The 12431-nt window shown below is 71.5% G+C and carries 13 protein-coding genes; 7 read left to right on the top strand and 6 right to left on the bottom strand.

Going from position 1 to position 12431, the window contains the following annotated elements; genetic code table 11:
- Positions 1-64: 64 nt before the first annotated feature.
- Entirely contained in the window at positions 65-853 is a 789-nt protein-coding gene (locus V6S66_RS03330) for an exonuclease domain-containing protein (RefSeq protein WP_334205343.1), read from the bottom strand.
- 135 nt (positions 854-988) lie between these two features.
- On the opposite strand from V6S66_RS03330, the gene V6S66_RS03325 reads away from it, so the two are divergent.
- Entirely contained in the window at positions 989-1894 is a 906-nt protein-coding gene (locus V6S66_RS03325) for an SDR family oxidoreductase (protein WP_334205342.1), read from the top strand.
- A 7-nt stretch (positions 1895-1901) separates the two neighbouring features.
- Here V6S66_RS03325 and aroQ read toward each other — a convergent pair whose 3' ends face one another.
- The 3 genes from aroQ to V6S66_RS03310 all read right to left on the bottom strand — a co-directional run bounded on the left by aroQ (position 1902) and on the right by V6S66_RS03310 (position 4027).
- Entirely contained in the window at positions 1902-2342 is a 441-nt protein-coding gene (aroQ, locus tag V6S66_RS03320; protein ID WP_334205341.1) for a type II 3-dehydroquinate dehydratase, read from the bottom strand.
- A 94-nt stretch (positions 2343-2436) separates the two neighbouring features.
- The gene (locus V6S66_RS03315) at positions 2437-2832 is read right to left on the bottom strand and encodes a tautomerase family protein (RefSeq protein WP_334205340.1); all 396 of its coding nucleotides are present in this window, start codon (positions 2830-2832) and stop codon (positions 2437-2439) included.
- 61 nt (positions 2833-2893) lie between these two features.
- Entirely contained in the window at positions 2894-4027 is a 1134-nt protein-coding gene (locus V6S66_RS03310) for an aminotransferase class I/II-fold pyridoxal phosphate-dependent enzyme (protein WP_334205339.1), read from the bottom strand.
- A 94-nt stretch (positions 4028-4121) separates the two neighbouring features.
- Here V6S66_RS03310 and V6S66_RS03305 point away from each other — a divergent pair, with 94 nt between their 5' ends.
- From V6S66_RS03305 to mnhG, 6 genes are all read left to right on the top strand, one after another.
- Complete coding sequence (locus V6S66_RS03305; RefSeq protein ID WP_334205338.1) at positions 4122-6956, top strand: Na+/H+ antiporter subunit A; 2835 nt, start codon at positions 4122-4124, stop codon at positions 6954-6956.
- A gap of 100 nt (positions 6957-7056) precedes the next feature.
- The gene (locus tag V6S66_RS03300) at positions 7057-7554 is read left to right on the top strand and encodes a Na(+)/H(+) antiporter subunit C (RefSeq protein ID WP_334205337.1); all 498 of its coding nucleotides are present in this window, start codon (positions 7057-7059) and stop codon (positions 7552-7554) included.
- A complete protein-coding gene (locus tag V6S66_RS03295; RefSeq protein ID WP_334205336.1) occupies positions 7551-9119 on the top strand; it encodes a Na+/H+ antiporter subunit D in 1569 nt (522 codons plus the stop codon). Before V6S66_RS03300 ends, V6S66_RS03295 begins: the two co-directional genes overlap by 4 nt.
- Positions 9116-9652, top strand: a complete 537-nt coding sequence (locus V6S66_RS03290) for a Na+/H+ antiporter subunit E (protein WP_334205335.1) — start codon at positions 9116-9118, stop codon at positions 9650-9652. The genes V6S66_RS03295 and V6S66_RS03290 overlap by 4 nt, the downstream gene beginning before the upstream one ends.
- Positions 9649-9948 carry a monovalent cation/H+ antiporter complex subunit F gene (locus V6S66_RS03285; RefSeq protein ID WP_334205334.1) on the top strand — a complete coding sequence of 100 codons (300 nt, stop codon included), beginning with the start codon at positions 9649-9651 and terminating at the stop codon, positions 9946-9948. Before V6S66_RS03290 ends, V6S66_RS03285 begins: the two co-directional genes overlap by 4 nt.
- Positions 9945-10262, top strand: a complete 318-nt coding sequence (mnhG, locus tag V6S66_RS03280; RefSeq protein ID WP_334205333.1) for a monovalent cation/H(+) antiporter subunit G — start codon at positions 9945-9947, stop codon at positions 10260-10262. The genes V6S66_RS03285 and mnhG overlap by 4 nt, the downstream gene beginning before the upstream one ends.
- Before the next feature lies 1 nt (position 10263).
- On the opposite strand, the gene V6S66_RS03275 is transcribed toward mnhG, so the two are convergent.
- Together V6S66_RS03275 and V6S66_RS03270 are read right to left on the bottom strand one after the other, a co-directional pair.
- Positions 10264-11124 (bottom strand): Fpg/Nei family DNA glycosylase, encoded by an 861-nt coding sequence (locus V6S66_RS03275; protein ID WP_334205332.1) that lies wholly within the window; start codon positions 11122-11124, stop codon positions 10264-10266.
- Between the two features lie 225 nt (positions 11125-11349).
- Complete coding sequence (locus V6S66_RS03270) at positions 11350-12408, bottom strand: alpha/beta hydrolase (protein ID WP_334207215.1); 1059 nt, start codon at positions 12406-12408, stop codon at positions 11350-11352.
- Between the last annotated feature and the right edge of the window lie 23 nt (positions 12409-12431).

Genomic DNA, 12431 nt, shown 5'->3' with positions numbered 1-12431 from the left:
CTCGGGCGGTACCGAATGCGCCTCAGGCGGTGTCGAATGCGCCTCGGGCGGTGTCGAATGGGCCTCAGGCGGTGCGCAGGTCGCTGACGGCCGACGCGAGCGGCCAACCGGCCGGGTCGTCCAACGACCGGCCGTGGTCGATGGCCCACCGGTTCCAGCTCTCAGCCTTGGCGGAGAACCACCGCTGCTGCTGGGTCATGAGCTGACGACCCGTGAGATCGGCGATCTGCGGGTTGCGCGCCGCCTGCACCCGGGCGACCTCGAGCGCCGCGCGGGCGTCGGCGTTGGCCTCGTGGGCCGCGTCGAGCCGCACCCCGAGCCGCTCGGCGACGTCGACGAGACGACGCTGCCCGCGGCGGCGGGGCGCCAGGCCCCAGTCGACGAGGTACGGGTCGACGACCACGAGCCGCCACCAGTCGGGCTCGACGATGCCGTGGCGCCGGCACTCGGCCGCGAGCATCGTGAGGTCGTAGGACGCGTTGAACACCACGAGCGGCACCCCGCGGTCGACCAGGCGATCGACCCACCGGGCGACGACCGCGATCGCGACGACCGACGACGGCGCACCCTGCAGGGCCGCGGCGTCGAGTCCGTGGATCGAGGAGGCGGCCGGCGGCACGGGGACGCCCGGGTCGACGAGGCCGTCGTGCGCCTCCTCGTCGGTGAGCAGCGCGAAGCTGACGACGCGGTCGTGGAGGGGATCGACACCCGTGGTCTCGAAGTCGAGCGCGGCGAGCGGACCGTCGTGCCAGCGGCGCTCGGCCACCGAGGCGAACGCCCGGGTGAAGAACGGGAGCTGGCCCGGGCTGTCGCCCGTCGAGTCACCGCTCTTGGTGAATCCTGCGTTTTCCATCGTGCCTCCCACGTCTGGGCGTCACGCTAGTGCGCGGGACCGACACGATCCTGGCGACACGCACCCCGCGGTCGCGTCAAAACTGATACGGTTGTCCAACTAATTGTCAGCCCCATCACCCGCCCGGGAGGCGACGTGCGCAGGACCAGGTTCACCGGAGCGCTCACGCTCGTCACGGGTGCCGGCAGCGGCATCGGCCGCGCCACGGCCCTGCTCGTCGCCCAGCGCGGTGGCCGCCTGGTGCTCACCGACATCCAGGCCGACGGTCTCGCCGGCACGATCGCCCTCCTCACGGACGCCGGTCACGGTGACCTCGTGGCGCACCACGAGGCGCTCGACCTGACCGACGCCGACGCCGTCGTCGCCTTCGCGGGCCGCACCCACGCCGCGGTCGGCGCGGTCGACATCGTCATGAACGTCGCGGGCATCTCGACGTGGGGTCGCATCCAGGACCTCGACCTCGCCCACTGGCGCCGCACCGTCGAGGTCGACCTCATGGGTCCCATCCACGTGATGCATGCATTCGTCCCGGCCATGATCGAGGCCGGTCGAGGTGGCCACGTCGTCAACGTGAGCTCGGCTGCCGGCCTGTTCGGCCTGCCACTGCACGCCCCCTACAGCGCCGCGAAGTTCGGTTTGCGGGGCGTCAGCGAGGTCCTGCGCTTCGACCTCGCCGCGCACGACATCGGGGTGACGCTGGTGTGCCCGGGCGCCGTCGCCACCCCGCTCGTCGGCACGGTCGACATCGTCGGCGTCGACCGCACCGACCCCCGTGTCGTCAAGGCCGTCAGCGGCTTCGAGAAGCACGCGGTGAGTCCGGAGAAGGCCGCCGAGGCCATGATCCGCGGGGTCGAGAAGGGCCGGCACACGGCGTTCACGTCGTCCGACATCCGCTTCGGCTGGTACGCGCAGCGGTACTTCCCGATCGGTTACTCGGTCTTCATGCACGCCATGAACCGCGCGGTCCGCAAGATGCTGCTGCGGGTCGAGAGCGAGCCGCGCACCGACCTCGCTCCGGTCGAGGGCGTCGACGCCGCCTGAGACCGCCTCAGCCCGTCGGGAGCACGGCGACGAGCTCGCGCACGGCCCGCCCGTATCCCGCGACGCCCTCGCCCACCACCACGACCGAGGCGACGTCGGTCAGGTAGGAGTGGTGGCGGAAGCTCTCGCGCGCGTGGACGTCCGACACGTGCACCTCGGCGAACGGCAGGGCCACGCCGGTCAGGGCGTCGCGCAGCGCGACCGACGTGTGGGTCAGTCCCCCGGGGTTGATGACGATGCCGGCAGCGGTCGATCGCGCCGCGTGGATCGCGTCGATCAGGACACCCTCGTGGTTGCTCTGCAGTGATTCGACGGAGTAGCCCAGCTCCGCCGCGGTGGCCTCGACGAGGGCCACGACGTCGGCCAACGTCTCGGACCCGTACACCTCGGGCTCGCGCGTGCCGAGGAGGTTCAGGTTCGGACCGTTGAGCAGCAGCAGCGAGGGCACGAGTTCACGGTAGCGGTGCACCGACGACCTGACCCGTCGCGACGCCCACCAGAACGCGTGCGACGCCGCGCGGCGACCGGCGACGGTCCATCACTCACACCTTGACGGAGAAACCCAGGTCGACGTCGCACGCAGCTTGCCCGCCGCGGATGCCCCAGTTCTCCTGAGGGACGTCGCGGACGGTGATGGAGACGTGGTCCGCAGGGATGCCGAGCGTCTCCAGGTTCTCGACGATGGCGCGATACAGCGCCCGCTTCGCCTCGACCGACCGGCCGGAGAAGGCGTCGACGGTGACGAGCGTCATGAGCTCGGGCTGCTCGAGGTTCGGCGGATGGGCGAGCCGGTGCGGGGCATGCTCGACGAGCCGAATGTGCTTGTCGACCTCGGGAATCCTGAATGCCGCAACCAGTGCAGCGTGCACGGCGTCGATGATGGCGATCTCTTCGGCATCGGTCCATCGTTTGCGGACGTCGATCGTGGTGGAGGGCACTCCAGGAGCGTGGCAGAGGTCCCGCAGCGACGGAAGTACCCCGAGGCCCGAGATCGGGCTGCTAGGAGAGGACAGCACCGAGCCGGTCGAAGGCCGCGGCCAGGACCTCCGGCGTCGTGGCGTAGTTGAGGCGCGCGAAGTCGGGTCCCCCTCGCCCGTCACCACCGCGGAACGGCGAGCCCAGACCCAGCGCGACGCCGGCACGCTCGCGCAGCACCTCGGCCGCCTCGCCTCCGAGCCCGTACGCGGACAGGTCGAGCCAGGCGAGGTAGGAGTCGTGGCCCATGACGACGCTGGCCCGGGGCAGGTGCTGGTCGAGCAGGTCCGCGACGATGCGCCGGTTCTCGGCGAGATCGGCCCGGACGGCCTCCAGCCACTCGAGCCCGTCGGTCAGCGCCGCCACCTGGACCTGCGACCCCAGGTGGCTCACCCCGTGGGCGACCAACGGCGGCAGGTCCTGCACCTGCGGGGCGGCCTCGGCGCCCGCCAGCAGCAGGGCCGCCTTCACGCCCGCCAGGTTCCAGGCCTTGGAGGCCGAGGTCACGACGAAGGCGTCCTCGGCCCCGGGCAACGACAGGTACGGGACGAAACGCACCGGGTCGGCCAGCGGGGCATGGATCTCGTCGACCACGACCCGGACCTCGTGCCGACGCGCCAGCTCGGCGACGTGCAGGAGCTCGGGCCGCCCGGGGGCGATCGAGGTGGGGTTGTGCGGGTTGCACAGCAGGAACGTCGCCCGGCCGGCGTGGGCCGCGAAGGCGGCCTCGAGCCGCTCGAGATCCAGGAGCCAGTCGCCGCCGAGCGGCGCGTCGACCCGTCGCGCACCGACGAGATCTACGGCGTCGAAGAACGGTGGATAGACCGGCGGGGTCACGATCACGACGTCGCGGCGGGTCAGGCGCAGCGCCTCGACGACGCCGGTCATGACGTCGGCGACCGGCAGGGCGACGCCGGGCTCCCAGGCCCAGCGCCCCCGGGCGAAGGCGCGGAACGCCGCGGCCAGGTCGCCGTCGTCCGTGGGGTACCCGAGGTCGCCCGATGCGGCCACGTCCGCCAGCACCCGGGTGACGGCCGGCGCGAGCGGAGCGTCCATCTCCGCGACCCACAGCGGCAGGACGTCCGGGCCGTACGCCGACCACTTCAGGCTCGTCCTGGCTCGAAGCTCGGGCAGGGACAGCTCACGCAGCGGTCGCATGCCGCCATCGTCCCGCACGAGGCCGTGAGAGGCATGGCGAGGTGGTCCGCTGCGAGGGGCGGCCGCGCGGCCGCCCCCGTACACTGATCGTCGGATGATCACCCTGCTGACTGCGCACCTCGTGGCCGCAGCGGCGTCCCCTGCCCTGGTCCGGCTCCTCGACCGCCGAGCGTTCCTGGTGCTCGCCCTCGTGCCGGCCGCGTGCTTCGCGTGGCTGCTCCCGCAGGTCGTCGCGGGCGGCACCGTGACGCAGGACGTCGAGTGGGTCCCGGGCCTCGGTCTCAACATCTCTCTGCGCCTCGGCGAGGTCAGCGGCCCGTTCTCGCTGCTGGTCACGGGCGTCGGCGCGCTCGTGCTGTTCTACTGCGGGTGGTACTTCAAGCCGGGCGACACCGAGATCTGGCGCTTCAGCGCGGTCTTCACGGCGTTCGCGGGTTCGATGCTCGGCCTGGTCCTCGCCGACAACGTCTACCTCCTCTACGTGTTCTGGGAGCTCACGACGGTCCTGTCGTACCTGCTCGTGGGCCACAACCCCGAGCGCCGCGCCAACCGCCGCGCGGCCATGAACGCTCTCCTGGTCACGACGCTCGGCGGCCTCGCGATGCTCGCCGGCCTGGTGATCCTCCACCTCACGTCGGGATCCCCCCTCCTCAGCGAGATCGTCGCGAATCCTCCCGAGGCCACCACGACGGTCCAGGTCGCCGTGGCGCTGGCCCTCGTCGGCGCGGTCTCCAAGTCCGCCCTCGTCCCGTTCCACTTCTGGCTGCCGGGCGCGATGGCCGCACCCACGCCCGTCAGCGCCTACCTGCACGCCGCGGCCATGGTGAAGGCGGGCATCTTCCTGGTGGCCGTGCTGGCGCCCGCCTATGCCGACCTCCCGTGGTGGCGTCCGGTCCTCGTGACGCTCGGCATGGTCACGATGGTCATCGGCGGACTCCGCGCGCTGCGGCAGTACGACGTCAAGCTGCTGCTGGCCTACGGCACGGTCAGCCAGCTCGGCTTCCTGACCCTGATAGCGTCGATCGGCACGCGCTCGGCCGCGGTCGCCGGCCTGGCGATGGTCGTCGCCCACGCGCTCTTCAAGTCCACCCTGTTCCTCGTGGTCGGCATCATCGACCGCAGCGCGGGAACGCGCGACCTGCGCGACCTCTCCGGCTTGTGGCGCCTGCTCCCCTGGCCGTTCGCAGCTGCCGTCGTGGCCGGCGCCTCGATGGCCGGCATCCCCCCGACCTTCGGCTTCGTCGCCAAGGAGGCCGTGCTCGCGTCGGTCGAGGACCTCGGCTCGGACACCGGCGCGGCCTGGGGCGCCGTGGCCCTCGGCGGCATCGTCGTCGGCACGATCCTGACGGTCGCGTACACCGCTCGGTTCGTGTGGGGCGCGTTCGCCACCAAGGCCGACGTGCCGCCGTGCGACATCATGCGCCGCTCACCGTGGTTCGTCGTCCCGCCCGTCATCCTGGCGGCCGCATCGATCGTCGCCGGCTTCGCGGGTCCGTGGTTCACCGAGATCCTCGGCCGTGCCGGTGAGGCGTACCCGGCAGGAGCCCACGAGCTCGAGCTCACCCTGTGGCACGGCGTCACCCTGCCGCTGCTGCTCTCGCTCGTCACGATCGTGCTCGGTGTCGGGCTGTTCGTGGCCCGCCGCCCGGTCGCCGCCGTCCAGCACGCGCTCACCGACCGGCTGCCGATGCCCGACGCCGAGCAGTCGTACTACGCCGCCGTCCGCGGGGTCGAGCGCGTGTCGATCGAGCTCACGGGCCGGGTCCAGCGAGGATCGCTGCCCTTCTACCTCGGCACGATCATCGTGGTGCTGGCCCTCGTGCCGGGATCAATGCTCGTCCGGGCGTTCGTCCTCCACGACGGCGAGATGCGCCTCGACCTGGCCGACCGCCCCGCCCAGGTCGTCGTCGTGGCCCTCGTGGTCGTCGCGGCGATCGCCGCGGTGCGGTCACGACGCCGCCTCCGTGCCGTCCTGCTCGTGGGGGTCACCGGCTACGGCACCGCCCTGCTGTTCGTGCTGCACGGCGCGCCCGACCTGGCCCTGACCCAGTTCCTCGTCGAGACCTTCCTGCTCGTCACGTTCGTGCTGGTCCTGCGGCGCCTCCCCCCGTTCTTCTCCGAGCGCCCGTTCACCTCCGACCGCTGGGTCCGCGTCATCGCCGGTCTCGTCACGGGCGGCGTCGTGGCCGGGCTCGCCCTGCTGACCGCCACGGCCCGCACCGCCGAGCCGATCGGGCCCCGGTTCGCCGGACCCGCCGAGAGCTTCGGCGGCGGCTACAACGTCGTCAACATCACGCTGGTCGACATCCGCTCCTGGGACACCCTCGGTGAGCTGTCGGTCCTCGTCGTCGCCGCCACCGGCGTCGCGAGCCTGATCCACCTGCTGACCGACCGGGCCGAGCGCATCACGCGCGTGCCGGCGGGCTCAGGATCGCAACGGTGGCTGCAGCGCGTCGAGACGGTGCGCTCGGCGCGCCGGTCGGTGGTCTTCGAGGTCGTGACCCGGCTGGTCTTCCACGCCGTGATCATCTACTCGATCTACATCATGCTCGTGGGTCACTACGAGCCGGGTGGCGGCTTCGCGGGTGGCCTGATCGCCGGACTCGCGCTGATGGTGCGGTACCTCGTCGGCGGCCGCAAGGAGCTCGACGCCGCCGCCCCCGTCGACGCCGGTCTCGTGCTCGGGCTCGGCCTCGCCGTGGCCGCCCTGGCCGGCCTGCTCCCGACGTTGCTGGGGGGCGGGGTGCTGCAGAGCGCCATCGTCGACATCCCACTCGGGCCGCTCGGCGAGCTGCACCTGGTCACCTCGGTCTTCTTCGACATCGGCGTGTACCTCGTCGTGATCGGCCTGGCCCTCGACGTGCTCCGCAGCCTCGGCGGCGGCATCGACCAGCACGTCGCCGACGAGGACCAGGCGGTGGGCGTGTGAACGCGCACCTGAACCCGTCGGCTGAGGTGCGAGGAGCCCTGGCGACGAGCCTCGAAGCCACCGCCCCTCACGACGCACACGAGCCGATGGAGGTGCCGCGATGAGTGTGGACCTGGCCCTGATCTTCGCGATCGGCGTGCTCGTGGCATGCGGCACGACACTCGTGCTCGAGCGCAGCCTCACCCGTGTCCTCGTGGGCTTCGTGCTGCTCGGCAACGGCGTCAACCTGTTCTTCATCGTGGCCTCCGGGCCTCCCGGCGCGGCCCCCATCGTGGGCGCGTCCGACGAGCGCATGGCCGATCCCCTTCCCCAGGCCATGGCGCTCACGGCCGTCGTCATCACGCTGGGCGTCACCGCCTTCGGGCTGGCGCTGGCCTACCGCACGTGGCAGCTCGAGGGACACGACGACGTGCAGGACGACGTCGAGGACTCCCTCGTGATGCGGCGAGCCGAGCGCGACGACATGTCGGGCAGCTTCGACGAGGTCGACGAGTCGCTCCCCGAGGAGGAGGGTGCCGACCTCCCCTCGATCAACGACGAGCTCACCCGCGAGAACGACGAGGACGACGAGAGCCCCGACGACGGAGACCCCCGATGAACCACCTCGCGAGCCAGATCGTGCTGGTGCCGGTCATCGTGCCGCTGCTCGGCGCCGGACTCTGCCTGGCGTTCGGTCGCTCGGCCCGGGCGCAGCGCATCATCAGCATCGTCGCGCTGTCGATCGTGGTCGTCGCCGCGGGCGCCCTGCTGTGGCGCGCCGACCAGCTCGGTCCACAGGCCGTCAACGTCGGCGGCTGGCCCGCCGACCTCGGCATCAGCCTGGTCGCCGACCGGCTCTCCGCCCTGCTGCTCGTCGTCTCCACGATCGTGACGCTCTCGGTGCTGCTGTACTCGTTCGGTCAGGGCATCGTCGAGTTCGGTCGCGACACCCCGCTGTCGGTGTTCCACCCCACGTTCCTCGTGTTGAGCGCCGGCGTCTCCGCCGCCTTCCTGTCGGCCGACCTGTTCAACCTGTTCGTCGGCTTCGAGATCCTGCTCGCCGCGAGCTACGTGCTGATCACCCTGGGCGGCACGGAGGCCCGGGTGCGGGCGGGCACGATCTACGTCATCGTCAGCCTGATCTCGTCGGTGCTCTTCCTGATCTCGATCGCCGCGGTCTACGCCGCCACGGGCACGGTCAACCTCGCAGCACTGCCCGATCGCATCGCCGCGCTGCCCGAGCCGGTGCAGCTCGTGCTGCAGCTCATGCTGCTGCTGACGTTCTCGATCAAGGCCGCGATCTTCCCGCTCTCGGCCTGGTTGCCGGACTCCTACCCCACCGCCCCCGCCCCGGTCACCGCCGTGTTCGCCGGGCTGCTCACGAAGGTCGGCGTCTACGCCATCATCCGGGTGCAGACCACGGTGTTCCCCGACCAGCCGCTGCGCACGCTGCTGCTGTGCGCCGCGATCCTCACGATGGTCGTCGGCATCCTCGGCGCGGTCGCGCAGTCCGACATCAAACGTCTGCTGTCGTTCACGCTCGTCAGCCACATCGGCTACATGCTGTTCGGCATCGCGCTCGCGACCGAGGCGGGCTACGCCGGCGCCATCTTCTACGTCGTCCACCACATCACGGTGCAGACGGCCCTGTTCCTGGTGGCGGGGTTGATCGAGTACCGCACCGGCACCACCCAGCTGGACCGGCTCGGCGGGCTGGCCCGGGCGGCCCCCGTCCTGGCGATCCTGTTCTTCGTCCCTGCCATGAACCTGGCCGGGATCCCGCCGTTCTCGGGATTCCTCGGCAAGCTGGCCCTGATCCAGGCCGGGACCGCGTCGGGCGACTGGCTCGCCTACACCGGCGTCGGCGCCGGCCTGGCCGTGAGCCTGCTGACTCTCTACGCCGTCGCGAAGGCGTGGAACCGCGCCTTCTGGCAGCCGCGTGACGAGCACGTCGACGACGACGTCCCGGCCACCGGCGGTCTCCACCCGGACACCACCACCACCGTCGAGGACAAGGTCCTGCGACTCCCGCGCGGCATGGCGCTGCCGACGCTCGCCCTCGTGACCTTCTCGGTCGCGCTCACGGTGGCCGCCGGACCGCTCATCGGCGTCAGCCAGCGTGCCGCCGACGAGCTCGTCGAGCGCACTCCGTACATCGACGCGGTGCTGGGTGATGTGCCGTGATCCGCTGGACCGCCGTGCTCGGCCTGACCCTGCTGTGGCTCCTGATGTGGGGCGAGATCACGCCCATCCTGGTGGTGGGCGGCGTCCTCGTCTCGCTCGTGGTGCTCGTGGTCTTCCCGTTCCCCAAGGCCGACTGGGGTGGATCGTTCCGCCCCTGGCCGTTCGCCGTGCTGGTGTCGCGCTTCGCGTTCGACCTCGTGGTCGCCAGCCTCCAGGTCGCGTGGCTCGCCGTGCGCCCGAAGGCCCTCGGGCGCAGCGCGGTGATCCAGGTCCAGCTGCACACCCGGTCGGACCTCCTGCTCGTGCTGACCGGTGAGCTCGTCTCGCTCGTGCCGGGCACGCTCCTGATCGAGCTCGATGACGACGAGGGCATCCTGACGCTCCACGTCCTCGACGGCGAGCAGGACCTCGACCGGGTCGAGGCCGAGGTGCTCGCCCAGGAGCGTCGCGTCATCGCCGCGCTCGGCTCACGCGCCGAGCGCGACGCCTACTGCACGGGCTCCGGCGCGAGCACTCCGGAGGTGACCTCGTGATCACGGTCGGCTTCGTCTGCATCGGCCTGCTCGCCGTGACGGGCACCCTCTGCCTCATCCGCATCATCCGCGGTCCCACCACGCTGGATCGCACCGTGGCCACCGACGTCTTCGTGGCCGCCACGGCGGGGGCCATCGGCATCGAGGCCGCGATCGGGCGCCACACCACGACGCTGCCGATCATCGTCACCCTGGCCCTCGTCGGCTTCCTCGGGTCGGTCAGCATCGCCCGGTTCGCCGCACGTGACGACGGACCGTCGGAGCGCACGGACCGCGATCGGGAGGGACGGACATGATCGACGTCGTCGCCGGCTTCTTCCTCGTGCTGGGTGCCCTGCTCGCCCTCGCCGCAGCGATCGCCCTCGTGCGGTTCCCGGACGTGTTCTCCCGCATGCACGCGGCCACCAAGCCCCAGACCCTCGGACTGATCTGCATCCTGGTGGGTCTTGGCCTGCGCCTGCAGTCGGTGGCCGCCACCACCACGATCGTGCTGATCGTCGCCTTCCAGCTGCTCACCGCACCCGTGGCCTCGCACATGGTGGGGCGCGCCTCGCACCGCATCGGCCTGCTCGACTCCGACCGGCTCTCGCGCAACGACCTCGAGGACTGACCTACTTCACGAACTTGCTCGTGGAGCGGTCCTTGAGCGGCGTGCCGCCGGTCTGGCAGGTCGGGCAGTACTGCAGCGAGGAGTCGGCGAAGACGACCTCCGCGACCGTGTCGCCGCACACCGGGCACGCCTCGCCGGCCCGACCGTGCACGCGCATGCGGGTGCGCTTGTCGTCCTTGAGCTCGGTCGGTGGCTTGCCGTGCGCCTCCTCGAGGGCCTGCGTCAGGACGTCGTGGATCGCGGCCTCCAGCCGGGTCACCTCGCCGTCGTCGAGCGACTCGGCGATCGCGAACGGCGACAGCTTCGCGGCGTGCAGGATCTCGTCGCTGTAGGCGTTGCCGATGCCGGCCAGGATCTTCTGGTCGCGCAGCAGTCGCTTGACCTGCATGCGTCGCTCCAGCAGGGGACGCAGCTCGAAGCCGTCCGCGAGCGGGTCGGGGCCAAGCGCGGCGATTCCCGGCACGTCGGCCGGGTCGCGCACGACGTAGACCGCCAAACCCTTGCGCGTGCCCGCCTCGGTGAGGTCGAAGCCGATCGTGGGACCGTCACCGTGGTCGAGGCGCACGCGCAGGGCGATGGGACCGGGGCCCATCTTGACCCGCTTCGGTGCGAGGTCGTCGGACCACCGGATCCATCCGGCCTTGGCGAGGTGGACCACGAGGTGCAGGCCGTCGACGTCGATGTCGATGAACTTGCCGTGCCGGTGCAGGCCGGTGACGGTGAGGCCCAGCAGGGCGTCCGGCGGAGGGTCGAAGGTCTTCAGCACCGCGAAGGAGGCCGGCTCGACCCCAGCCACGACCGCCCCCACCATGCGGGCGCGCAGGTCGGCCACGAGCGCGTCGACCTCGGGCATCTCCGGCATGGCCCCATCATGGCGCGCGGCACCGACCTCTGCCCAGCCTCGGGCGCGGCGGAGGCACGCGACGGCGGGGCGGTGAGTGTTCCACCGTTCCGGGCGCGGGCGGTGAGTGTTCCACCTCCTGGGCCCTCGTGCGGTGGAAGACTCACCGCCCCGGCCTGCCGACCCCGATGGGTGGAAGACTCACCGCCCCAGGGGGGAAGACTCACCGCGCGCGCCGGGCGGACCTCAGTCGACGGTCGTGAAGAAGCCCTGCATGCCGGGCCAGGTGGTGCGCACGGCAGCGCGACCGGTGAGCACGCCGAGGTGGCCGCCCGGCGCCTGCAGGAGCTGGCTGCGCGGCGCACCCGTGACGAGGTCGAGCAGGTGCTCGACGGCCGGCAGGGGCGCCAGCGTGTCGTTGAGGCCCGCCACCACGAGGACCGGCACGTCGATGTCGGCCAGCCGCACGGGACGACCGCCGAGCTGCATCGTGCCCGTCGCGAACTCGTTGGTGCGCATCACGACGTGGTACAGCTGCCCGAAGGTCCGACCCGGATAGGCGTACATGCTGCTCATGAACCGGTCGACGGCCTCCAGCTGGGCGAGGAAGTCACGATCGTCGGCGTGCGTCAGCACCGAGATCGGCTTGGTCAGGTACTTGTCGGCGGCCGACAGCTGGAAACCCCACTTGGTCAGCGGCGCCGGGACGCCGCCGAGAGCGCGGTAGGTCGGGCCGACCAGGCCTCCGAGCACCCGGTCGACCGGTCGCGCGAGCGCCAGCAGGGGCACCTGGCGCAGGTCGAAGGGGCTCGCGACCGCGGTGACCGACGCGATCGGCAGGTCCTGGCGCGCCGCCGCCGTGAACATCGTGAAGATGCCACCGAGGCTCCATCCGGCCATGTGCAGGTCCTCGCCGCCGGCGTCGACCGACGCCTCGGCGAGCGCCTCGGGCAGGAGCCGGTTCACCCAGTGCTCGATCCCGAGCGCGCGGTGCCCGAAGTTCACGGGGCCGTAGTCGACGAGGTAGACGTCGCGGCCCTGGTTGACGAAGTACTCCGCCACGCTGCAGCCACGTCGCAGGTCGAAGGCCAGGGCAGGAGCCGCGAGCGGCGGGGTCAGGAACAGCGGCTTGCCGCGCGGACGGGCGCCGTCGGCGCGGTCGTAGCGATACAGCGTGAACCGCTCGTTCTCGCGGACGACCTCGCGCGGCATGGGCCGGAGGTCGGCGAGGGGACGCCGGCGCACCTTGTCGACCAGGTTGACGCGGGCGGCACCGAGGTCGCGCGGGATCCGCAAGGGAGACATCGCCACCCCGGGATCATGGCACA

It is taken from the genome of Aeromicrobium sp. Sec7.5 (assembly GCF_036867135.1).
Classification (GTDB): Bacteria; Actinomycetota; Actinomycetes; order Propionibacteriales; family Nocardioidaceae; genus Aeromicrobium.
This window is presented reverse-complemented; position numbering and strand designations above follow the sequence as displayed.